Source organism: Pseudomonas sp. Hz4 (assembly GCF_054898165.1).
The window spans coordinates 2,540,374-2,563,146 of record NZ_CM142719.1; the positions used below are offsets into that span (position 1 = coordinate 2,540,374).

Here is a 22,773-nt window from a genome sequence, read left to right on the forward strand (position 1 = left end):
GGGTTGAACGTACTGGTTTCGGTCTGATCGTATCCGTCCGGCCAGCACACCTTCCTGACACCGGGGGGGAACGGATATCTCCCGTAATATTTTTACGCTTTCTTTACGGTAGGTGTTTTTGCCCGCAACGATACTGGCCGCGATTTTTTAGATCGTCCATGTGCCTTGCTTTTTCGACGGCCCTGGAAAAATGTATTGCCCAAGGATGGCGTGCAGTGACTCCCCGTTAATTGAGAGAAGCGCCCCTTGAGTGAGACAGCGACCGTTGCACACGAAGACTCCCCATCCAAAACCTCAGGAGTGGGCTTGCTCGTCGCTGCTGTCGGGGTGGTTTACGGAGACATTGGCACCAGCCCCCTCTACACGCTGAAAGAAGTATTTTCCGGCCACTACGGCGTTCAGGTAAACCACGACGGCGTGCTGGGCATTCTGTCGTTGATCTTTTGGTCACTGATCTGGGTAGTCTCGATCAAATACGTGCTGTTCATCCTGCGTGCCAACAACCAGGGCGAAGGCGGCATCATGGCATTGACGGCATTAGCCCGCCGCGCAGCAGCACCTTATCCGCACATGAGCAAGGTACTGGTGCTGCTCGGCCTGTTCGGTGCGGCACTTTTTTACGGGGACAGCATGATCACCCCGGCCATTTCGGTGCTCTCTGCGGTTGAAGGACTACAGCTGGCGTTTGACGGAATAGAGCACTGGGTGGTGCCCTTGTCAGTGATCGTGCTGGTCGCGCTGTTCTTGATACAGAAACATGGCACGGCTCGAATCGGCATCCTGTTTGGCCCGGTCATGGTGCTGTGGTTTGTGGTGTTGGGTGCCCTTGGGATCTACGGTATTTTGCAGCGTCCCGAAGTGCTGCAAGCGCTTAACCCAGCTTGGGCAGTGCAATTCTTTGTGGTTCATCCAGGAATGGGTGTGGCGATTTTGGGCGCTGTGGTGTTGGCATTGACGGGTGCTGAAGCACTGTATGCCGACATGGGCCACTTTGGTCGCAAACCGATTTCTCGTGCATGGTTCATTTTGGTGTTGCCGGGGCTGGTACTCAATTATTTTGGCCAGGGTGCCTTGATCCTGGAGAGCCCGGAGGCTGTGCGTAATCCGTTCTATCTGCTTGCGCCGAGCTGGGCACTGCTGCCAATGGTCGCGCTCTCCACCCTGGCCACCATCATCGCTTCCCAAGCCGTGATCTCCGGTGCTTTCTCCCTGACACGCCAAGCCATTCAGCTGGGTTACGTCCCTCGCATGTTTATCCAGCACACCTCCAGCCAGGAGCAGGGGCAGATCTACATCGGCACAGTTAACTGGGCGTTGATGGTCGGTGTCGTGCTGTTGGTGATCGGTTTCGAGTCATCCAGTGCCTTGGCCGCCGCTTATGGAGTCGCGGTGACGGGAACCATGTTGGTCACGACAATCTTATCCTCGGCCGTCGTCCTGCTCCTTTGGAAAACGCCGCGCTGGCTGGCCATCCCGATGCTGCTAGGATTTTTACTGGTGGACGGTCTGTATTTCGCGGCCAATGCGCCGAAGATTTTTCAGGGCGGTGCGTTCCCGGTGATCGCTGGCATTGGTCTGTTCATCTTGATGACGACCTGGAAGCGGGGCAGGAAGATTATTGTTGAGCGGCTGGATGAAACCGCGCTTCCACTACCGCTATTCATCGCCAGCATCCGTACGCAGCCTCCCCATCGCGTACAAGGCACGGCGGTTTTTCTGACGGCCAGGGCAGATGCTGTTCCGCATGCGCTACTGCACAATCTCCTGCATAACCAGGTTTTGCATGAGCAAGTGGTACTGCTCACCGTGGTGTCCGAAGACAGTCCTCGCGTGAGTGCTGACAGGCGGTTTGAGGTTGAGGCCTATGGCGAAGGGTTCTTCCGGGTCAGTCTGCACTTTGGTTTTATCGAGGAGCCCGATGTACCCCAAGCGTTAAGTCTCTGTCACTTGTCTGAGCTGGATTTCAGTCCGATGCGCACGACCTATTTCCTCAGTCGGGAGACGGTGATCCCAACCAAGCGCATGGGTATGTCACGCTGGCGGGAGAGTCTTTTCGCGTTTCTGCTGAAGAACGCCAACAGCAACCTGAAGTATTTCAAATTGCCACTGAACAGGGTTATTGAGCTGGGAACCCAAGTAGAGATGTAAAGGCAAACAAAGTCGGATAGCTGTTCATTGCACTTCCTCTTGAGCTAGATATTCACTAGCCAGGAGGCCAAGCTACTGCTCGCACGCAATAGCGATGATGAACGAATTTTGGCAACGCTATTTGGAGGCTATCTCCATTTCGGGACTCAACGTTCCCAACCAAGCCAACGTAGGTGCTTAGAAGCACGGCATCGAGCTTTAGGCCCACGATGAACAGGAAGTTCACGACTCCTGTGAGCGTTATGACGACTACGATCAATGCGCCCGCCGATTCAAATCGGGTGACGGCCCGGGCCGCAAATACCATCATCCGCAATATGCGGACGCAGCTCAGCGAAGTCCGACTCCCCACTCATGGCGCTCGCCATCTTCACCATGCTGGCGACAGACACCAGCACACCCAGCGCCGTCGTCCCCGCCAACATAGACCGAAACGGCAACACGGGACCCGACACTTGCTCTCGCCCTTTAAGGCTGTACAAGCCAAAAAGCGCTACGCCAAACAGCAGCATCAAATCCATGTACAAGCCGAAGCGCAGGGCAATGCTGGCCCAATCGCTCATCAATTACTTCACTTTGAATGTAACGTTGCCGGTGATCGGGTGAGTGTCCGATGACACCGCGCGCCATTCGACTTTATAGCTACCAGTGGGCAACGGTGAGAGCGGCGTGATAACCATGGTTTTCGGGTCGCTGCCGCCGGAGACTTTGGCCTTCATGGGCATCGGGGAGTGGGCCATGCCGGGCATTTCGGTCATGACCAGTTTCGCGCCGGAGTACTGGGTCATGAGGTTCTCGGAGAAGTGCAGTTCGATCTTGCCGGGGGCCGCTCCGTCCGCGCCTTCCTTCGGGGTGGAGGAGAGCAGTTTCGGGTGCGCTTGAGCGAGTGTGCTCATGAGCAGCCCAGTAGACAGTGCGATGGCAACAGCGGTGGTTTTGATCAAGCGCATACAAGGCCTCTCACCGCTTTAAGCGGTTTTTGATTGTTAAGTTGACGCGTTCTAGAGCCACAGCCGAACACCGAGGACGAGACGTGAGTCGCTGCGATCCTCGCCTTCGTCCTTGGCATAATCGGCGGTTTTGCCGTAGGTGCTGTTCCAGGTCGCGCCGATGTAAGGCGCAAACTCCCGGCGGATTTCATAACGCAGGCGCAGGCCCGCTTCGGTGTTGGACAGACCAGAACCGATGCCTCGTTGCGGGTCGTTTTTGCTGTAGAAATTAAGTTCGGCGGCTGGCTGCAAAATGAGCCTGTTGGTCAGCAGGATGTCGTAGTCGCCTTCCAGTCGCGCGGCGGTTTGGCCACCTTCACGATGTCACACCCAGGCCAACCAGGTGATTACATTTCCGTCAGCTTGGGAAATCTATGTGAAATCAACAGTGTGGCTTTTCGGAATGCTCTTTTTCTTATGCGATTGGGTGCTGGCTTGCGAATGCCTTAATTCTGAGTGAATATGCGCATAAATATAGGGTAGGGGGGTATGGTATGGCGCATGTTCATGGGCAAAAAGACGACTTGTTGAAGCGTGTCCGACGTATTGCAGGACAAGTTCAGGCTATAGAGCGAGCGCTGGAGTCGGACGCTGACTGTGCCAAAACGCTGCATCTTGTCGCAGCTACACGCGGGGCAATGAACGGCCTGATGGATGAAATTATCGAAGCTCACGCCCACGCACACGTCGCCAATCCCGAGCTGAGCAATGAAGAGCGCGCCAAAGGCGTCGAAGAGTTGCTCGAAGCCATCCGTCGTTACTCGAAGTAGGCCCTGTCATGCCAAATTTTGCAGAACTGCTTCAACAGGGCGGCACCCACGCGTGGCTCTACTTCCCGAGCGCGATACTGCTAGGTGCGTTGCACGGGCTTGAGCCCGGCCATTCAAAGACCATGATGGCAGCGTTCATCGTCGCCATCCGTGGATCGGTGAAACAGGCTGTACTGCTGGGCTTGGCCGCAACGCTCTCGCACACCGCAGTGGTGTGGTTGGTTGCCATCGGTGGCATGTATCTAGGCAAAGGTCTGGACGCTCAAACTACTGAACCGTACTTCCAGCTCGTGTCCTGCGCGCTGATCATTCTGATTGCGGTGTGGATGTTGTGGCGTACCTGGCGCGGCGAGCAGATGTTCAAGTTCGAGCAAGGAGATGATCACCATCATGGCGAACATGACCATGCTCATCACGATGAGACTCATCGCATCGATACGGGCCACGGGCGGGTTGAACTGTCGATCTGCGAACAGGGAATGCCCCCACACTGGCGCATGAAGGTGTTGAGTGGTCATGCCTGGCTAGGGGCAGAGGTTCGACTGACGACTACCCGTTCAGATGGCAGCATTCAAGCGTTCTCGTTCGTCGAGCGCGAAGGTTTCCTAGCATCGACCGCCGATATTCCTGAGCCTCATGAGTTTAGTGCTCGCTTGAGTCTTGGGCATGCTGGCCATTTCCATGATTACGATCTGGATTACCAGGCGCACGGACACAGTCACGAGCACTGCGAACTGGAAGGCCTGGAACTGTCGATTGACGGTTATCAGGATGCGCATGAGCGTGCCCATGCCAACGATATCCGTAAGCGCTTCACCCATCGTGAGGTCACCACTGGCCAGATCATCATGTTCGGTTTGACTGGGGGCCTGATACCTTGTCCTGCGGCTATCACCGTCCTGCTGCTCTGCCTTCAGGTGAAAGAAATTGCCTTGGGGGGCATGCTGGTTCTGTGTTTCAGCATTGGTTTAGCGCTTACGCTGGTATCCGTCGGTGCGGCGGCGGCCATTGGCGCTAAACAAGCTTCCAATCGCTGGCCTTGGCTTGGCGCAGTTGCGCGTCGCGCACCTTACCTGTCCAGCGTGCTGATCATCGGAGTCGGACTCTACGTGGGGGTTCATGGCTGGATTGGTTTGAGTGCTGCCTAGTCTGGAATCAGACTCGTTAGTTGTTTCAACTTTGTGCCGGTAATGCTGGCTTAATTCAGGTTCGGTGTTATCGCCTGTGTCAGGCCTTCGGCAGGCCGTTTATGCCATGCGTCCAATTGTAAGAGCCATTTTCAGCGACTACACTCCAGCCCATGAAACGCTATCTGCGGTTTTGCATCATCTTCATGATTAGCTTGGCGCTTCCCCTCAGCGGGATGGCGGGCGTTCGGGCATCGACGCAGCCGTGCCCAATGAAGGCAATGGGCATGGCGATGATGGACGACATGGGGATGGACTGCTGCAACGACATGAAAACTGCTTCAGAGCACGGCAAACCTTGTAAGTCGGGTCAAGAATGCAAGTCAGGCGGCATGCTGCAAGTCTCGATCTTCAAGCCTCCTGTAACCGTATTCAGCCCCGTATTGCTTTCCTTCTTCAGCGAATCCTTACCCGTAAAGACCCCGTCCGGGGTGTGGCGACCGCCTCGCGTTTGATTCCTGTCCCACATTGAGCCTCATTCCGCTTTAGCGGGATGGACTAGCTGCGCGCATGTCTTTTGACGCGTGCAGTGGATGATCACAGGAATCGTAAACATGAACTCCAAGTGCTATTGCACGGGCTGGTCCCTCGTGGCCGGCCTGGCGGCAAGCATACTGGCATTGCCGAGCCTCGCTGCCGCATTGACACTCGATGAAGCGCTGCGTCTGGCCGAAAACAATGCTCCGTCGCTGACTGCACAAGACGCCAAAATTCAGGCTGCCAGCAATGCAGCCATCCCCGCCGGTGAACTACCCGATCCCAAGCTGCTGCTGGGTGTGCAGAACTACCCCATTGGCGGTCCGGATCGCTGGAGCATCGATCAGGACTTCATGACCATGAAAATGGTTGGGGTCAGGCAAGAGATGCCCAACAGCGACAAGCGCAAAGCGCGCGTCGAGGTCGCCGATGCGGCCGTTGATCGCGCCGCAGCGGAGCGTCGAGTCGAGCGTCTGAAGGTACGCCAATCCACGGCGTTGGCTTGGATCAGTAGCTACTCGGTTGAACGCAAAGATGTACTGTTCCAAGACTTCTACAAAGAAAACCGCCTGTTGACCGATACCGTCCGGGCCCAGATTGCCGGTGGCCGCGCTCAACCCGCCGATGCGGTGACGCCTAAGCAAGAAGCGTCTCAACTGGCGGAGCAACAGGACGATCTGATTCTCCAAAGAGCACAGGCCCGAGCGGCCCTCAAACGCTGGATTGGCTCCGCCGCCAACGACAAGCCTGTGGGCAGCTTGCCTGAATGGCCCGTCAATTCCTCAAGCTACCCTCATAAACTCCAACACCACCCCGAGTTGGCAGCGTTTGCGCCGATGACCCGCGAAGCGCAAGCCAAGGTTCGTGAAGCCGTGTCGGAGAAGCAGTCGGACTGGAGCTGGGAACTGGATTACCAGCGCCGTGGCCGTGAGTTCGGCGATATGGTTAGCGTGCAATTTTCCTGGGATCTACCGCTGTTTCCTGACTCTCGCCAAAACCCCAAAATCGCGGCCAAACAGGCTGAAGTCAGCCAACTTGAGGCTGAGCGCGAAGCCCTGTCACGCGAGCATACTCAGCAACTTGAAAACGAACTCGCTGACTATGAGCGTCTGAATCGTGCCGTGCGCCGAAACCAAGAAAGCCTGCTGCCGCTGGCCAAGGAAAAGGTCGAACTCAGCATGGCCAGTTATCGTGCCGGCAAAGGCGATTTGAACGCTGTTGTTGCCGCCCGACGTGAACTCATCGAAGCCCGCCTCAAACAGATCGACGTGGAAGAGCAGCGAGCGTTAACCAGTGCGCGGCTTTACTTTGCTTATGGGGAGTTCAGCCAATGATCCTTACAAAATGGAACGGGGCATTGCTGGTAGGCATCTCGCTGGCATTGGGTGTTGGTGGTGGCTTCTGGTTCGCTCATCAGCGCATTAACGGAGTACCCAGTGCCGCCCCGGAGCAGAGCCTGAATTCACAGGGCGAACGCAAAGCACTGTATTGGTACGACCCTATGTACCCGCAGCAAAAGTTCGATAAGCCGGGTAAGTCCCCCTTCATGGACATGCAACTGGTCCCCCAGTACGCCAGTGGCGCAGGGGATCGTGCGACCGTCAGTATCGATCCGAGTCTGGCCCAGAATCTCGGACTGCGTTTTGCGACAGTGACCCGTGGAATCTTTGACTCCAGCCTCGATGCGACAGGTGTCTTGGCGTTCAACGAGCGTGATGTCGCTGTGATTCAAGCACGTACCTCGGGCTTTGTGGAGCGGGTCTATGCCCATGCGCCCGGTGATGTGCTCAAAGCCAACGCGGCGTTGGCGGATATCCTGGTGCCCGAGTGGGCCGCTGCTCAGACAGAGTTCCTTGCCCTGAAGCGCAGCGGGGATGCTGACCTGTTGGCTGCTGCCCGTCAGCGCCTACGGCTAACAGGGATGCCGGCAGCACTGATTTCTCAGGTAGAGCGTGGCGGTAAGGTTCAGCCGTACCAGACGCTCACCAGCCCCATTGCCGGCGTATTGCAAGAGTTGAACGTACGCGCGGGTATGACCGTGGCGACTGGTGACACTCTGGCACGCGTCAATGGCTTAAGTAGTGTCTGGCTAGCCGTGGCCGTTCCAGAATCGGATTCCGCCGCTATCACCGTGGGGCAGGCAGCCGAAGCGCGCTTGCCAGCCTTTCCAGGGAAAACGCTTAGTGGCAAAGTCAGCGCGATTTTGCCCGAAACTAATCCAGACAGTCGCACGCTTCGTGTTCGGGTGGAACTACCCAATCCGGACGGGCGCCTGAGACCAGGTTTGACGGCGCAGGTACGCCTCAATCGCTCGACCGAGCAAAGTGTGTTGTGGGTGCCCAGCGAGGCCGTCATTCGCACTGGCCGACGTGCCTTGGTGATGATCGCCGAAGACGCTGGCCGCTATCGTCCAGTGGAGGTGCAGCTCGGGCAGGAAAGTGATGGCAAGACGGCGATATTGAAAGGTCTGGAAGAAGGACAGAAGGTCGTTACCTCTGGCCAGTTCCTGCTCGACTCGGAGGCCAGTCTCAAGGGCATTGTTGCAACCTCGGAGCAAGAGCCACCCCCCAGCGCAGCTGCCTCCAGCTTTCACGAGGCGGATGGGCAAATCGTTGAGATCAACGAAAAAGAAGTCACGCTCGCCCATGGCCCCTTCAAGACACTCGGCATGCCTGGTATGACGATGACTTTCCCACTCGCCAATCCGGCTCTGGTGCAGGGCCATAAAACGGGCGACAAGGTTCGGATCGCGGTGAGCCAAACCGACGATGGCTTGCGTGTAGAGCGCTTGGATAAATCGGGGAGCCAGCCATGATCGCTGCCCTGATTCGTTGGTCGGTGGCCAACCGATTTCTGGTATTGCTGGCGACACTCTTCGTCACCGCCTGGGGAATTTGGTCGGTTCAAAGCACGCCTATCGATGCACTGCCGGACCTGTCGGATGTGCAGGTGATCATCCGTACCCCTTACCCAGGACAAGCGCCGCAGATCGTTGAGAACCAGGTGACCTATCCGTTGGCCACCACCATGCTCTCGGTGCCGGGTGCCAAGACCGTACGTGGTTTCTCTTTCTTCGGTGACAGCTTCGTTTACGTGCTGTTCGAAGACGGTACCGACTTGTATTGGGCTCGCTCGCGGGTGCTGGAATACCTGAGTCAGATCCAAAGCCGCTTGCCGGCCAGCGCCAAGCCGGCGTTGGGACCAGATGCGACGGGGGTGGGTTGGATCTATCAGTACGCACTAGTGGATCGCAGTGGCGGACACGATTTAGCGCAGCTTCGCGCACTTCAGGACTGGTTCCTCAAGTTCGAACTCAAGACCCTGCCCAACGTGGCGGAAGTGGCCACCGTGGGGGGCATGGTCAAGCAATACCAGGTGCAGCTTGATCCGCTCAAACTGGCCAGCCTCGGCATCACTCAGGCGGAGGTAACCGAGGCGATCGGCAAGGCCAATCAGGAAACCGGTGGGGCGGTGCTGGAGATGGCCGAGACCGAGTTCATCGTGCGGGCTTCCGGCTACCTGAAGACCCTCAATGACTTTCGGGCAATCCCGCTCAAGCTGGGTTCGGGTGGTGTGCCGGTGACCCTTGGCGATGTCGCTACGATCCAGCTAGGACCGGAAATGCGTCGCGGCATCACCGAACTCGATGGCGAGGGCGAGACTGTCGGGGGCGTGGTGATCCTGCGCAGCGGCAAGAACGCTCGCGAGACTATCGCGGCGGTCAAGACCAAGCTCGAAGAGCTGAAAAGCAGTTTGCCGGCCGGAGTGGAAATCGTCACCACCTACGACCGCAGCAAGCTGATCGACCGCGCTGTGGAAAATCTCAGCCACAAGCTAATCGAAGAGTTCATCGTCGTCGCGTTGGTTTGCGGGATCTTTCTATGGCACTTGCGCTCATCCCTAGTGGCGATCATCTCGCTGCCTGTTGGTGTGTTGATTGCCTTCATCGTCATGCGCTACCAGGGGATCAACGCCAACATCATGTCGTTGGGTGGTATTGCCATCGCCATCGGCGCGATGGTCGATGCCGCGGTGGTGATGATCGAGAACGCGCACAAGAAAATTGAGGCTTGGCACGTGGCCAACCCAGGGGAGGATCTGAAGGGGGAACGTCATTGGCACTTGATGACCGAAGCAGCGGTGGAGGTCGGACCAGCACTATTTTTCTGCCTGCTGATCATTACCCTGTCGTTCATTCCGGTGTTTACGCTGGAAGCTCAGGAAGGACGTCTGTTCGGTCCATTAGCCTTCACCAAGACGTATGCCATGGCCGCAGCGGCCGGACTGTCGGTAACCCTGGTACCGGTATTGATGGGGTACTGGATTCGCGGACGAATTCCAAATGAGCAACAGAACCCACTGAACCGCTGGTTGATCCGGATCTACGAGCCAGCCCTGGACGCTGTATTGCGTCGCCCTAAAGTCACGCTACTGGTTGCGTTTCTGATTTTCGTCAGCGCGTTGTGGCCGATCTCTCGCCTGGGTGGTGAATTTCTTCCACCACTGGATGAAGGGGACCTGCTCTATATGCCATCGGCGCTACCGGGGCTGTCGGCTCAGAAGGCAGCACAACTCCTGCAACAGACTGACCGGCTGATCAAGACCGTCCCTGAGGTCGAACACGTCTTCGGTAAAGCGGGTCGTGCTGAAACGGCCACTGACCCGGCACCGTTGGAGATGTTCGAAACTACAATCCAGTTCAAGCCATATGAGCAATGGCGTCCAGGCATGACCCAGGAAAAGCTGGTGGAAGAGCTGGACCGCGTGGTGCGTGTCCCCGGCTTGACCAACATCTGGATACCGCCGATTCGTAACCGCATCGATATGCTGGCCACGGGCATCAAGAGTCCCATCGGGGTGAAGGTTTCTGGCACTAATCTGACGGAGATTGACGCAGTCACCCAAGCCGTCGAACGTGTGGCCAAGGATGTGCCCGGTGTCAGTTCGGCTCTGGCCGAGCGACTGACGGGTGGCCGCTACATCGACGTGGATATCGACCGCAAGGCGGCCGCTCGCTACGGGCTGAATATCGCCGACGTGCAGTCGATCGTCGCCGGCGCTATCGGTGGTGAAAACATTGGGGAGACGATTGAAGGACTGGCTCGCTTCCCGATCAACGTACGTTACCCTCGGGAGTGGCGTGACTCGATCAGCGCCCTTGAGCAGTTGCCGATCTACACCCCTCTGGGTAGCCAAATCACCCTCGGTACGGTCGCGAAGGTTAAAGTCAGCGAAGGTCCGCCCATGCTCAAGAGTGAAAATGCACGACCGTCGGGCTGGGTGTACATCGATGTGCGGGGGCGGGATATCGCCTCGGTGGTCGCCGACCTGCGCCGGGTCGTCAATGAACAGGTCAAGTTGCACTCCGGTATGAGCCTGAGCTACTCAGGACAGTTTGAGTTTCTCGAGCGTGCCAACGCCAGGCTCAAGCTGGTGGTGCCCGCCACGTTGTTGATCATCTTTGTGCTGCTCTATCTGACTTTCTCCCGTTTCGACGAGGCCTTGCTAATCATGGCCACGCTACCGTTCGCACTGACTGGCGGCGCATGGTTCCTCTATTTATTGGGATTCAACCTGTCGGTGGCCACCGGCGTTGGTTTTATCGCGCTGGCCGGTGTTTCTGCTGAGTTTGGCGTGATCATGCTGCTCTACCTGAAGAACGCCTGGACCGGACGGGAGGATCTCGGCGACAGCACTGAACTCGGATTGATAGGCGCAATTCGCGAAGGCGCGGTGCAACGCGTTCGGCCCAAGGCCATGACTGTGGCCGTGATCATTGCCGGTCTGTTACCCATCCTTCTGGGCAGTGGCGCCGGTAGTGAAGTGATGAGCCGCATTGCCGCGCCCATGGTGGGTGGCATGATCACGGCGCCCTTACTGTCTCTGTTTGTCATCCCGGCAGCCTATCGCCTGATGCGTCGGCGCCATCTCCCAGTTGAACCCACCACCCCTTAAGGAAAAGTCGTATGAAACTGACCCTGATTGCAGTTGCAAGCACCGTAGTAACGCTGTCTTTTTCTGTCCTGGCAGAGGATATGCCGGGCATGAAAATGGACGGTATGGACGGTATGCAGATGCAGCAGGATGCGAAGCAGGCTCCATCAGCCAAAGCGGAAGGTTCTATCAAGGCTATTAACTCCGAGAAGCACACTGGGACTATCGCTCATGGCGCCGTGCCGGCGGTGCAGTGGCCCGCTATGACCATGGCTTTTTCCGCCACGGTGGAGCAATTGGAGGGTCTAAGCGCTGGAGATCAGGTGGCTTTCGAATTCAGGGCACCACGTTGCGGTCGGTCCATGGCGTAGTCAGATCACCCAACACACCGTTGAAATGGCCAACGCTGACGAGGTCTATTTGGGCGGTGAAGGACGGTTTCTGGTAGCCCGTGATGAAGGGCGGATCGTCGCTTCACCGTGGATTAAAGGTCGTGGAAGTGGTGCCCCTGTTCGTCCTTCCCGAGTTCCGCCGCTCGGGACTGTTCAGCGAGTTGTACAGCGCATTGAAGTCGCCTGAGGTTCGACATATCTCGAATACCCGAGAGCAAGTCAAACAGAGCGAAATCGCAGAATCTGCGCGCCGTCGAAAGGATCGACAAGGTAATGCCCGTGCACACCGAATGTATCCTGCAAGCATTGCGGGGTCAGCACCTCAAGTGGCTTGCCGAGGGCCACTAATCGCCCCTCATCCAGTACCGCCAAACGATCACAGATCAGCGCCTGATTCAGGTCATGCAGGGCGATCAATGTCGTCACCGGCAGAGCCTGTACAACGTTTAGAATGGCGAGCTGATGCTGGATATCCAAGTGATTGGTCGGTTCGTCCAGCAACAGAATCTGCGGGCGTTGGGCCAGGGCGCGAGCGATGTGGACACGCTGACGTTCACCGCCGGACAGACTGTGCCAGGTACGGTTTTTCAGGTGCGCCGCATCGACGTCGCGCAGCGCCTGCAGGACGATGGCATCGTCCTCACTCGACCAAGGGCTCAAGGCCGACAGCCACGGCGTTCGACCCAGGGCTACGGCATCAAACACACTGATGGCATCCAAGGTGTCGGCCTGTTGCTCTACCACCGCCAGGGTTTGCGCGATGGTTCGCCGTGACAGTGCCCTGAGGCACTGGCCGTTGAGGTGGATGTCTCCCCGGCTGGGGATGCGCACGCCGGCCAGCAGTTTGAGCAGCGTGGATTTTCCCGAACCGTTGGGCCCGACGAGGCCCAGGGTTTCACCACGACGGATGTCCAGGTGGATACCGTGCAGCAACTCAGCGTCGCCGACATGAAACCCGAGGCCGGAACAACGCAGTACGGAGTCGCTGATGACTGGCGAGGCAGCATTCATCGAGCATTCCTCCGACCGATCAGGATCAACGCGAACACCGGCGCGCCAACCAATGCGGTGATGACGCCGACCGGGATCACCTGGCCTTTGATCAGCGTCCGGGAGAGGATATCGGCGGCGATCAGAAACACTGCACCACCCAGCGCGCTCGCCGGCAGCAGACGCGCATGCCGGGTGCCCAGCAGCAGTCGCACGGCATGGGGGATGACCAGGCCGACGAAACCGATGGAGCCGACAATCGACACCATCACTGCCGTCACCAGTGCGGCGCAGCTGATCAACAAAAATTGCACTCGGCGTACTGGAATGCCGAGCGAGGCGGCTGAGTCGGCACCAAAAGTGAAGGCATCCAGCGCCCGACGGTGCCACAGGCACACCGCGAGACCGGTCAATGCCACGGGCACCGACAGCCACACCGATGGCCAGCGCACGCCGCTGAGATTGCCCAGCAACCAGAACATGATGCCGCGGGCCTGTTCGGAACTGGCCGACTTGGTGATCAGAAACGCGGTGAGCGCATTGAACAACTGCGAACCGGCAATCCCCGCCAGGATGATTTGCCCGGTGCCGCCGTTTGAACCACTGGCGCGGGCCAGCAAAACAACCACGGCAAAGGCGGCAACGGCGCCGGCAAACGCCCCCACCGAGAGCGAAATCAACCCCGCCCCGAGACCCAGCAATGCCACCAGTACAGCGCCTGTCGAGGCGCCGGCGGAAATGCCGAGCAGATAAGGATCGGCCAGCGGGTTGCGCAACAGCGATTGCAGGATCACCCCGCAGGTGGCCAGGCCCGCACCGCAGGCCGCTGCCACCAGCGCGCGGGTCAGGCGGTAATTCCAGACGATGCCTTCGTCTATCGGGTCGAGGACATAACCGGCAGTCCACAGTTTGTTCGCCAGCACCTGGAACACCACACTCGGTTCGATGCTCGTTTCACCGATGGTCACACCGGCAATCACGGCCAACAGCAGTGTCAGCAATGCCAGCAGCGTACGAATCAGCACCCTGGTCATTTCTGCAGGTCGTAGCCGTTGATGGCTGATGCCAGGGTTTCAAGACCGTCGAACATTCTCACGCTGGCCTGCATGGCCATGGCGTCGAGGATGATGATGCGGTTGTTTTTCACGGCGTCCATGTTGCGGGTCACCGGGTCGCTGCGCAGGAATTCCACTTTCTTTTGATAGTCGTCAGCCGGGAATCGACGGCGATCCATGCGTGCGATGACCAGGAAGGTCGGGTTGGCCTTGGCGATGGTTTCCCAGCCGACTGTTGGCCATTCTTCATCAGACTGAACCACGTTGCGCACACCCAACGTATTCATCATGAAGTCGGGAATGCCCTTGTGCCCGGCGACATAGGGGTCGATATCCAGACTGGCGCTGGAGAACCAGAACAGCGCACTGGTGTGCTTCAGATCCTTGTTCTGTACGGTGGCAATGGACTTGGCCAGGCTGGCCTTGAGTTGGGCGGTCAGCTGCTGGCCACGTTCCTGCGCATCGAAAATTTCAGCCAATTGGCTGATGCTTTTGTAGAGGCTGTCGATGTGAAATGCCTCCAGACGTGTGCCATCGGCACCGACCAGGTTGTCCTTGGCTTCGCAGTCGGACGGCATCAAGTAGGTCGGGATTTTCAGTTCGTGAAACTGGTCGCGAGTACCGACCACGCCTTGCGGACCGACCATCCACTCCAACTCCACTGCCACCAGCTGTGGACGCTTGCCGATCACCGCCTCGAAACTCGGCTCGTTGTCGGCCAGGCGTTCGATCGTCTCGTTCTCTGTCTTGTGCGTGGCCAGCACATCGTTGAACCACAGCGAAGTGCCGACCAGCGTGTTGCCAAGGCCCATGGCGTAGAACATTTCAGTGCCCGCCTGGCCGATGGTCACGACACGGCTGGGTGCCTGCTGAAAGGTCAGCGTGCTGCCACAGTTCTCGACGGTCAGGGGATAGTGGGTCGGGGCCGCATGGGCGAGGGTGGACAGACCCAGGGCAGTGGCGAGGGTGGCAAGGCGGAACAGCAGCATGACGCAATCTCCATTTGACCGTACAAGAGCAGGGGTACGGACTGGAAACACATCATCGAACGCTGCCATTGAAGCAGTGAAGTGCCGATCACTCAGGAACGCTCGGCGCAAGGATGTCCTTCCCGAACACCCCGCCGGTTAGTGATTTACTTGGCCGGCAGGTCTCCTGACTGATGCGTCGTCGCCAGGCTCCAGCCTTCCCGGGAGTGATCCCAGTGGCAGTTCAGGAGCAGGCTCAGCACCTACAGTTGCGGGGGCAGTTCCGTTTGATGCCGTGTCAGGCATCTTGGATTCCCTATTAATCCCATTTGGAAACCGGCGGCCGGCATGGTAGTCGATCATGCCGTATATCACCACTGAGCGCTGTTGGCTGATAACAGGCTGTCGTCATGTATCCATGACAATTATTTGAATGTATTGATCGTCGATTTTACGATGACGCCAACAACGTCTCCACTCGCACGAGGCTCCTGATGCATCCTGACTTTCGACGGTTTCAACGAACTCGACTCGCTGATCGCGCTCGGCATCCTCAACCGGGATAACTGTCTGTTCACGACTGACTTTCTCAGGGCGTGAAGCGGTCATCGAGAAGAGACCGACAGCGATACGCTAAAGTTATGCGGGTCGTCGATCAATTGTGACCCACTGTTCGTGCTGCGTCCGTCCTTGGAGCGCCCAATGCCGCCTATCACCACGCGCCTGGTGGCGCTGTTTGTTCTTTGCCTGACGCTTGAAGTGCCGGCCCAGACCAACGCCTGCCCAGCTGGCGAGAAACAAGTGTGCCTGGACAGCTGCATCTGCCTGCCAGACGCAGGACAGCTGCTCAGCCCCCTGTCTGATGGCATCTTCCAGATCGCGGCACCTGCCTTGGCGCTGTGGCTGACCCAAGCCCGCGCTGAAGCAGCCAACGCCGGCATCCAACCCATTCCACCGCACATCCGGGAGCAACTGCTGCGCTGGTACGACCCCAGCGTCCTCGATACCGCGCGCTACAAGGTTAGCGACAACGGCCAATTCAGCACCGCCACTGCCATGCTGCAAAACCCCGATGTCGGTGCCGTGACGCTGATCGACATCATCCTCTTCCGGGACGCTCAAACCGCAGAACAGAACATCGCGCTCTGGGCTCACGAATTAAAGCATGTGCAGCAGTATCAGGAATGGGGGGTAGAAGGATTCGCCCAGCGGTATACACAAGATTTCAATGCTGTGGAGGCGCCGGCTTATGCCATACAGGCTGAGGTCAGACGGTTGGTGCGGGAAGGGACTGACTGAAGGGTAGCGAAGCTGCCCGTCACGACTGGCTGCATTGTGTTGATTTCGGCAGTAGTGACAGGCAAAAATCGTCCCATTGCAGCCTCTCAAGCTCCGCAAAGGTCGGCCAAAATCGCCCCACAACCAGGGTTCGCTTTGGGCCGATAGGCGAGCGTTAGGTACGGATCGAGCCATGGCCCTGGTCACATAAATTTGAAATGCACGGCGTTGCTCGACAGAATCGCGTCCCGATCCGGCCAAAGGCGCTGGACGCTTGTGGTGAAAAGGGGCTGCAGTTGAACGAACAGACACTGTCCATGCGCCTGGAGCGTGTGGCGGCGCATGTGCCAGCCGGTGCGCGCCTGGCCGATATCGGCTCGGATCACGGCTACCTGCCGGTGGCGTTGATGCGCCGTGGCGCCATCGCGGCGGCGGTGGCCGGCGAGGTGGCATTGACGCCGTTCCGCTCGGCCGAACGCACCGTGCGCGAGAATGGCCTGGACCAGGGGATCACCGTGCGCTTGGCCAATGGCCTGGCGGCGATCGAGCCGGGAGACGGAATCACGGCGATCAGCATCTGCGGCATGGGCGGCGAGACGATCCGCGACATTCTCGACAGCGGCAAGGCGCGTCTGAGCGGCCAGGAGCGCCTGATCTTGCAGCCCAACGGCGGCGAGCAGCCACTGCGCCAATGGCTGATGGAAAATGGCTACCGCATCCTTTGCGAGGAACTGCTGCGGGAAAAGCGCTTCGACTACGAAATCATCGTCGCCGAGCGCGCCGGGCCGGTGATGTACACCGCCGAGGAGCTGTACTTCGGCCCGCTGCAGATGCAGGCACGCAGCCCGGCGTTCCTGGTCAAGTGGCAACGCATGCTGCGCCAGAAGCAGAAAACCCTGACCCACTTCGCCCGAGCGCGGCAAGCCGTGCCCGAGGAGAAGGTGCAAGACATCGCCCGGCAGGCCCGGTGGATCACCGAGCTGCTGGCTTGAGCCCAGCAACTGAACCGAGGCGGATCTCACCCCGTACCGATGCGCGAGAACGAAACTAAGCGTCAGATTGGTTTTTTGCCAGCCCGATGGCTGTCGTCATATGCGGTACAGCGTAGGCCTTGTACCAATGATTCATTCCCGCAATAGCTTTCTGAGCGGGTGCCGTGTCGGCTGCCCCGACCAATTCCGCGCAAGTCTGCGCCATCGAGACAAGAATGCGGGCTGCTTCGGGAACATAGGGGAGGTCATCTCCAGCTTCATGACGCTCACGAATGATCTGGTAGCGAATGTTCTCCGGGAGTGTCCAGGCACTGATTAAAAACTCCTGAACGGAGTAATCGATGCCCTTGATTTCCACGGTCGCGCAGCGATGTTCCTCACTGAACCCTGCCGCTTCGATCTGTTCACAGCTATCGATAACAGTGTTCATCATTTCCCGAATTTGTTGCCAATCAGTTTTCATTCGAACTCCTTTTCAATGTTGTTCTTGAGGTTACGGGCCGCCTCGATTTCCAGCCCCTGTGTGCTCTCCAGCTACCGACTATAAGCGACGGCTGCCAGTTGCTCGGTATTTACGCGAACAAAAATGGAGTCTCCAATAGCCGTGAGCACGTCCCCCGCGTAGACCTCACAGATGACGCGACTTTTGTCCGACATCGCCTTCTACTTTCGCACGCAGGGTCAGCGGTACACCCATCGGTGTCGGTTTGATGAACTGCTTCAGGCCCTGATCGAACATAACGTCGTCGCCAATGCCGTGGTCCTCGGCACAAGCGTCATCCCAGGAGTGATTGCCTTCGACACGGCGTTCCTCGCCGTTACGCTGTTGTTTGCAATCGCCGCTCCAATGCTGATCGGCATCAAGATCGCGCTTTCGCGGTATGCGCACCGTAGCGATGCCTGACCCAGTTAATGGAGACTGATTTATTTTGCACACGAAAAAGCCCGGCTGATTAGGCCGGGCTTTTCGTCGAGTACCGCGGTAAAGCTATTCATTCATGCAGCACGGTTCTCGATCAGGCGATCAGAACCGCCTTCGGCTACACGACTTTCGATCAGACGATCCGAGCCGCCTTCAGCGACGACCGGGTGAGCAGAGGTAGCGGCGAAAGCGTTAACTGCAAAAACCGAGAAAGCGATGCTGAGGAGGGTTTGGCGTTTCATGATTTTGTGCTCCGGGGTGTAGTTGTTGGGTTGGAGGCGATGTTACGCCCCGGAATTTTTAAGAGAACTTCATTGAGTTGATGGTGACTATCGACGTGGGCAATGTCTTTGGGTGATGGCATCCGGCTACGCGTTGCTTGATTGGATCCGCAATGGCACCCTCAGCACCCGTTGTACCAAGGAGCCAGGTGATCAAGGAATGAGTGGATACGTACCCAACCCCCCGAAAAACTATCGGTACGACGAAGCCAAACCCGTCGATATCCATGCCCAGCGCTGGGCCGAGTATGAGAAGCACGGCAAAGTCCCGGCGCCTGAGAAGCATAAAATCAAGGTAGCGTTGCGCATTGGGGTGTTCTTTGACGGAACGCTGAACAATGAGAGCAACTCCGAATCAGGATTAGTGTGCGGCGCCCATCATCCGATCCGCCCGGAAGACGTCGATGCGAGCTGCAAGCCGTATATGGCCGATCCGGAGGGGAGTTATGGGAATGATGTCAGTAACGTATCCAAGCTTTATGCGCTCTACTCGACGTCGGAAGCGGCCGGCAGCGATGGCTCGGCCAAACTCGTACTGCGCAGCCTATATGTCGACGGGATCGGTACGGATGCGGGCGCTGAAGACAGCATGGGTGCTGCGGCCACAGGGCGAGGTGATGCAGGTGTAGTGGGGAAGGTACACAAAGCGTTTGTCGCCATGAAAACACTGATCAAGGAAGCGATAGATCGTAACCCTGACAGCGAGATCACTTCGCTCACATTCGACGCATTTGGATTCAGTCGAGGCGCTGCCGCTGCCCGACATTTCGCCAATGAAATCGTACGCTGCAAACAAGGGCCCTTGGGCGAAGTGCTACGCAGCAACCCCAAGGGCTTCAGCTCCAGTTTTGGTGCCCAGTACAACAGCGAAATCATCATGGGGTTTATCGGTCTGTTTGATACCGTCCCCTCGGTCGCGGGGTTCACAAACGTTGGTAACATCCAAAGCCCGGTGGCGCCGGGGATCAAGCTCTACCTGGACCGCAAATACTTTACCGATGTCATTCAACTGACCGCACGGGATGAACATCGAGCCAACTTTGCGTTAAGCACCGTCATTCCTGCACACACACAGAAATCCCGGTTCCAGGTGTTCATTCGGATATCGGTGGTGGTTATCGGGAGGAAGTGGAGGAGTGCGTATTGGTCAGCCCTATGCAGGCTCTTACGGTGCAACAGGGAACCGACATTCGAACCACCTCGATTTATCGAGATACCCAGCAGCAGAAAGCGAGTTTGGTCGCCAGTGGCTGGCCACAGACCATGTTGGAAATCGTGACCCCGAATCCAACCCCACTGTCCAGGGCAGAGCAGACAGTCGGGTTCAAGCAGGTGAGAGTGTATGCAGGATTGCAGCTTAAACGTCCGGTCAGTGGCAAGCTGTCGGTGGTGTATCTGCACTTGATGCATAAATTGGCGAAGGAGAAGGGTGTGATGTTTATGGATGTTCCGAAAACCTCTCAGTATTCCGTTCCGTCAGAGCTTCAAGCACTCTGCGAGAGGTTTCTTGGTGGTAACTACGAGGTGACAGCCGCAGAAGAGAAAATGCTCAAATTGCGCTACATCCATATGTCTGCCAACTGGAGCAATCCAATAGGGTTAAGTCGAGAGCGCGGCGTGAACCTCCGCTACACCAATGCACCGACTGAAGATGGCGTGCGCGTGCGTCATCCTCATGTGCAGGATTCAAGCTGGAGAACGTTTTGATGCGTGTTTTGGGGATGTTGTTGGGGATGTTGTTGGTTTCAGGCTGCCAAGCCACAACCCTTGCATCACCCGATTCGGAACTCACAAGAAAGTGGTGGAGCCTCAGCTTCAACGAGCCGTACTACATGAAGGCTTGGGTTGAAGACAGCACGGTTGAAGACATCAACGGCAAGCTGTTCCGCCGCACGGGTGGCGGTACGGCAGCGGGGGGGGAGCCAGAAAACGACACGGAATCCGCTCGAGGTTGGGGCGAGATAACCGGAGGCATTCGTGAGGTTGAGGGTGCCGAGTTACCTAAGCGAATCTTTGTTCGCTGGCAGTCAATAGTTGAGCCGCAAACGTACCGCGCGTGGGTCGATATTCCCGAAGACGCCCGGCAAATTATGCGCGCTACGCTTAATGAACGTTGCCCTGCATCGCCGGATGAGCCCGCAGGTAATGTTGCGTTGGTTTATGTTGGTGTAGCGCCTGGAGGCATTGTCCAAGTGTGGGTGGCGGATAAATGCATGAAAGCAGTCAAGGTTGCTCGTGCCCAAGCAGAAAAAGAACCGATGGGCCCAGACCAAGGCAAAAGTCAGGGGCAGTATGCGTATCCCGTCAGTGACAAGGCCAAGCGCTACATCGAGCGATTCGGCATCCCATACGGCAGTTGGTAAACATCGCCGAACAAAAAAACGGACGCCTATCAAGGCGCCCGTTTTCATTTCGGCATAAATGCAATCAAGCCTCACTGATCTTACTGACACTGGTCACCTGCCCATTCCAGATCATCTCGTAATGCGCTGCTTGAATAACCGATAAAACCGGTCTCGGCGTCATCAGCGCCCAACAGTAACTACCTTGCATGCGCACGGAGTTGTAACGAATGCCGGGACAACCCGCTTCCTTAACGGACCTCCCCAAGCGACGGGAATGCGTGTAATCGTCAGGCGCATAAACAGGATCAGTCATCGAAATGGCTGTAGCATCCTTCATCGCCACGTTCACGAAGGAGCAGGACAACCCCCGGAAAACAAAGCGCTCAAAGTTCAGGCTGCGGACATTCGCCCAATACAGGCTCTGGTGATGCCGCACCTCGGCCAACGCCGTCTCCATGGAGTCCGCCAGGTACAACACACCAAAGCTGCCATCGCTGAACCGTGAACCCGCCGGGTTGACGTGGGTAAAAGGCGCTGTCGCGTAAGAGCAGCCAGGAATGCCGAACGGGATCTGATCACGAGGAATCAACTCAAGATGACCCACTTCATTTTTCAGCCTGGGATTCGTTAGCGCCTGTATCTGATACAGCACCTCGAACTCATCTGCGTCCGCAACGTCATCAAACATCGCGATCGGTGGAAACTTCGAATTGACCAGTCGATAGGCCTGTAATTGCTCACCAGCAAGCTCTGCCAGTTCATTCACCTTTACCATTGCGCGCCACGCAGCACGTCGATGCGCCGAAAAGTTTCATACAAAGAAATCATATCGCCCTGAGACATGATCTCAAGCGGGCTACGCCCATTGAAAAACTCGTTGTCGTTGGTCATCGACGGGAAGCCGTAGACGTTCTCCGGGTTATCGAAAACCAGGCGCAGCGCGGCGTGGATGTTGAGCACAAAACTGATGCGCTGCATCTGGTCCGAGTCCAGAGTCACCGCCCAGTCGGGATCATGCTGCCGGGCGCGGGTGTAGGTGCTGCGGGAAATGCGCAGGATGCGGCAAGCCTGATCGCTGGACGCACACCATTTTTCGAGGATGCCGACAGCGGCGCGCAGGCCCGTCACACACTGGTTCTTGGTAAAGGCTTGTTCCTGGAGGGCAACGGCCATGTTCAATACCTCATCGTGAATCTACAGATTCAAAGATAAGTTGATTGAATCTACAGAGCAAGGCTGCCTCGACCAGCGGGCCATTAAGGTACCGTCAGCGCTTCAATGCTGTTGCGCGATATGGGCGCTTTTACACGCGCTGTGCCGAGTGCACGACGTCAATAGCGTCTAAATTTCAGATAGGTATTCCCGCCTGTCGCAAGACTTGAACTGTCGGGGCCCTGATGCGTCATATGGCATGCGATATTAACCTACGGAAGCCATCATGCTTTTTAAGAATAAGAGTCTCGTTGCTGTCATGTCCTGCGCCATGATGCTTGCAGCTGCTCCATTACTCCCCACTGACCTGTCCGTCATTAGCTCCGCCTATGCGAAGGATGGTGGTGGTGGTGGTGGTGGTGGTGGTGGTGGTGGTGGTGGTGGCAATGGGGGAGGTGGTGGTAACGGAGGCGGTAACGGCGGTGGCAATGGAGGTGGCCATGGCGGCGGTACGAGTGGCGGTCACAGCGGTTCAGACCACTCCGGGAGATCTGACAGTAATGGTCGCGGTAAGGGATTGGCCAGCGATCATGCCGGCAAGGCCGTTCGAGACCATGGTGAAAGCGGAAACCACTACGGTAATGATCGCGGTCAAGGCTCAACGACTTCAGGCATCGCCCATTCCAAAGATACTCGCGGCGTAACCAAAGCCAGGGCCATTTCGACCTCGACTCCAGGCGATCACAACACGAAAGGGTTGAGCAAAGCCGGGACGTCAGTCTCAAAAAGTCGTACTGATTAAGACGCTGAGCAATCCCTGCGCGATCGACTGAAAGATCAAGCAGGGATGGGGTGTATTTGTTTGGTATGGACGCGATGTTACGCCCCGGAAT

Annotated in this window: 20 protein-coding genes, 6 pseudogenes and 1 riboswitch; of the genes and pseudogenes, 15 read left to right on the plus strand and 11 right to left on the minus strand. The window is 57.4% G+C overall.

Going from position 1 to position 22,773, the window contains the following annotated elements:
- Nucleotides 1-246 precede the first annotated feature (246 nt).
- Nucleotides 247-2,148 carry a potassium transporter Kup gene (locus tag ACYZTR_RS11555; RefSeq protein ID WP_461978915.1) on the plus strand — a complete coding sequence of 634 codons (1,902 nt, stop codon included), beginning with the start codon at nt 247-249 and terminating at the stop codon, nt 2,146-2,148.
- 169 nt (nt 2,149-2,317) lie between these two features.
- Here ACYZTR_RS11555 and ACYZTR_RS11560 read toward each other — a convergent pair.
- The 3 genes and pseudogenes from ACYZTR_RS11560 to ACYZTR_RS11570 form a co-directional block, all read right to left on the minus strand.
- Nucleotides 2,318-2,711: pseudogene (locus tag ACYZTR_RS11560) on the minus strand (copper homeostasis membrane protein CopD); the annotation flags it as partial.
- Nucleotides 2,712-2,714: 3 nt separating this feature from the next.
- Entirely contained in the window at nt 2,715-3,098 is a 384-nt protein-coding gene (gene copC / locus ACYZTR_RS11565) for a copper homeostasis periplasmic binding protein CopC (protein ID WP_461978917.1), read from the minus strand.
- Nucleotides 3,099-3,149: 51 nt separating this feature from the next.
- Nucleotides 3,150-3,455: pseudogene (locus ACYZTR_RS11570) on the minus strand (copper resistance protein B); the annotation flags it as partial.
- Between the two features lie 176 nt (nt 3,456-3,631).
- Between ACYZTR_RS11570 and ACYZTR_RS11575 the strand changes: the two are divergent.
- The 7 genes from ACYZTR_RS11575 (at nt 3,632) to ACYZTR_RS11605 (ending at nt 11,876) form a co-directional block, all read left to right on the plus strand.
- Nucleotides 3,632-3,907 carry a metal/formaldehyde-sensitive transcriptional repressor gene (locus tag ACYZTR_RS11575; protein ID WP_461978919.1) on the plus strand — a complete coding sequence of 92 codons (276 nt, stop codon included), beginning with the start codon at nt 3,632-3,634 and terminating at the stop codon, nt 3,905-3,907.
- Nucleotides 3,908-3,915: 8 nt separating this feature from the next.
- Nucleotides 3,916-5,055 (plus strand): nickel/cobalt efflux protein RcnA, encoded by a 1,140-nt coding sequence (locus ACYZTR_RS11580; protein ID WP_461978921.1) that lies wholly within the window; start codon nt 3,916-3,918, stop codon nt 5,053-5,055.
- A 152-nt stretch (nt 5,056-5,207) separates the two neighbouring features.
- Nucleotides 5,208-5,549, plus strand: a complete 342-nt coding sequence (locus ACYZTR_RS11585; protein ID WP_461978922.1) for a hypothetical protein — start codon at nt 5,208-5,210, stop codon at nt 5,547-5,549.
- Nucleotides 5,550-5,648: 99 nt separating this feature from the next.
- Nucleotides 5,649-6,905, plus strand: coding sequence for a TolC family protein (locus tag ACYZTR_RS11590; RefSeq protein ID WP_461978924.1), 1,257 nt, complete (start codon nt 5,649-5,651; stop codon nt 6,903-6,905).
- Entirely contained in the window at nt 6,902-8,386 is a 1,485-nt protein-coding gene (locus ACYZTR_RS11595) for an efflux RND transporter periplasmic adaptor subunit (protein ID WP_461978926.1), read from the plus strand. Before ACYZTR_RS11590 ends, ACYZTR_RS11595 begins: the two co-directional genes overlap by 4 nt.
- A complete protein-coding gene (locus tag ACYZTR_RS11600) occupies nt 8,383-11,526 on the plus strand; it encodes an efflux RND transporter permease subunit (protein WP_461978928.1) in 3,144 nt (1,047 codons plus the stop codon). The genes ACYZTR_RS11595 and ACYZTR_RS11600 overlap by 4 nt, the downstream gene beginning before the upstream one ends.
- Nucleotides 11,527-11,537: 11 nt before the next feature.
- Nucleotides 11,538-11,876 carry a copper-binding protein gene (locus tag ACYZTR_RS11605; protein WP_461978930.1) on the plus strand — a complete coding sequence of 113 codons (339 nt, stop codon included), beginning with the start codon at nt 11,538-11,540 and terminating at the stop codon, nt 11,874-11,876.
- Nucleotides 11,877-12,116: 240 nt separating this feature from the next.
- On the opposite strand, the gene ACYZTR_RS11610 is transcribed toward ACYZTR_RS11605, so the two are convergent.
- From ACYZTR_RS11610 to ACYZTR_RS11620, 3 genes are read right to left on the minus strand one after another with little or no spacing between them, the layout of a single operon-like run.
- Nucleotides 12,117-12,908, minus strand: a complete 792-nt coding sequence (locus tag ACYZTR_RS11610) for an ABC transporter ATP-binding protein (RefSeq protein WP_461978932.1) — start codon at nt 12,906-12,908, stop codon at nt 12,117-12,119.
- Complete coding sequence (locus ACYZTR_RS11615; protein ID WP_461979666.1) at nt 12,905-13,909, minus strand: FecCD family ABC transporter permease; 1,005 nt, start codon at nt 13,907-13,909, stop codon at nt 12,905-12,907. Before ACYZTR_RS11615 ends, ACYZTR_RS11610 begins: the two co-directional genes overlap by 4 nt.
- Before the next feature lie 8 nt (nt 13,910-13,917).
- Nucleotides 13,918-14,931, minus strand: coding sequence for an ABC transporter substrate-binding protein (locus ACYZTR_RS11620; protein WP_461978934.1), 1,014 nt, complete (start codon nt 14,929-14,931; stop codon nt 13,918-13,920).
- A 139-nt stretch (nt 14,932-15,070) separates the two neighbouring features.
- Nucleotides 15,071-15,273, minus strand: a riboswitch (cobalamin riboswitch).
- Between the two features lie 135 nt (nt 15,274-15,408).
- Here ACYZTR_RS11620 and ACYZTR_RS11625 point away from each other — a divergent pair.
- From ACYZTR_RS11625 to ACYZTR_RS11635, 3 genes and pseudogenes are all read left to right on the plus strand, one after another.
- Nucleotides 15,409-15,471 (plus strand): annotated as a pseudogene (locus ACYZTR_RS11625) (AraC family transcriptional regulator); the annotation flags it as partial.
- A gap of 141 nt (nt 15,472-15,612) precedes the next feature.
- Nucleotides 15,613-16,209 (plus strand): eCIS core domain-containing protein, encoded by a 597-nt coding sequence (locus tag ACYZTR_RS11630; RefSeq protein ID WP_461978936.1) that lies wholly within the window; start codon nt 15,613-15,615, stop codon nt 16,207-16,209.
- A gap of 275 nt (nt 16,210-16,484) precedes the next feature.
- Nucleotides 16,485-17,180 (plus strand): tRNA (adenine(22)-N(1))-methyltransferase, encoded by a 696-nt coding sequence (locus tag ACYZTR_RS11635; RefSeq protein ID WP_461978938.1) that lies wholly within the window; start codon nt 16,485-16,487, stop codon nt 17,178-17,180.
- Nucleotides 17,181-17,235: 55 nt separating this feature from the next.
- Here the strand turns inward: ACYZTR_RS11635 and ACYZTR_RS11640 are convergent, their stop codons facing one another.
- Nucleotides 17,236-17,643, minus strand: coding sequence for a hypothetical protein (locus tag ACYZTR_RS11640; protein WP_461978940.1), 408 nt, complete (start codon nt 17,641-17,643; stop codon nt 17,236-17,238).
- A 71-nt stretch (nt 17,644-17,714) separates the two neighbouring features.
- Nucleotides 17,715-17,898 (minus strand): annotated as a pseudogene (locus tag ACYZTR_RS11645) (PaaI family thioesterase); the annotation flags it as partial.
- Here ACYZTR_RS11645 and ACYZTR_RS11650 point away from each other — a divergent pair.
- Nucleotides 17,899-18,084: pseudogene (locus ACYZTR_RS11650) on the plus strand (MFS transporter); the annotation flags it as partial.
- Nucleotides 18,085-18,176: 92 nt separating this feature from the next.
- Here ACYZTR_RS11650 and ACYZTR_RS11655 read toward each other — a convergent pair.
- On the minus strand, nt 18,177-18,344 hold the full coding sequence (locus ACYZTR_RS11655) for a hypothetical protein (protein ID WP_461979934.1): 168 nt from the start codon (nt 18,342-18,344) through the stop codon (nt 18,177-18,179).
- Between the two features lie 199 nt (nt 18,345-18,543).
- Between ACYZTR_RS11655 and ACYZTR_RS11660 the strand changes: the two are divergent.
- Nucleotides 18,544-20,090 (plus strand): annotated as a pseudogene (locus tag ACYZTR_RS11660) (DUF2235 domain-containing protein).
- Nucleotides 20,090-20,746, plus strand: a complete 657-nt coding sequence (locus ACYZTR_RS11665; protein ID WP_461979668.1) for a DUF2931 family protein — start codon at nt 20,090-20,092, stop codon at nt 20,744-20,746. The pseudogene ACYZTR_RS11660 and the gene ACYZTR_RS11665 overlap by 1 nt, the downstream one beginning before the upstream one ends.
- Before the next feature lie 64 nt (nt 20,747-20,810).
- Here ACYZTR_RS11665 and ACYZTR_RS11670 read toward each other — a convergent pair whose 3' ends face one another.
- Both ACYZTR_RS11670 and ACYZTR_RS11675 read right to left on the minus strand, forming a co-directional pair.
- Nucleotides 20,811-21,503: an RES family NAD+ phosphorylase gene (locus ACYZTR_RS11670; protein WP_461978942.1), complete on the minus strand. Its 693-nt coding sequence runs from the start codon at nt 21,501-21,503 to the stop codon at nt 20,811-20,813.
- On the minus strand, nt 21,497-21,901 hold the full coding sequence (locus ACYZTR_RS11675) for a hypothetical protein (protein ID WP_461978944.1): 405 nt from the start codon (nt 21,899-21,901) through the stop codon (nt 21,497-21,499). The genes ACYZTR_RS11670 and ACYZTR_RS11675 overlap by 7 nt, the downstream gene beginning before the upstream one ends.
- 265 nt (nt 21,902-22,166) lie before the next feature.
- Between ACYZTR_RS11675 and ACYZTR_RS11680 the strand changes: the two genes are divergently transcribed.
- A complete protein-coding gene (locus ACYZTR_RS11680) occupies nt 22,167-22,682 on the plus strand; it encodes a hypothetical protein (protein WP_461978946.1) in 516 nt (171 codons plus the stop codon).
- Nucleotides 22,683-22,773 lie beyond the last annotated feature (91 nt).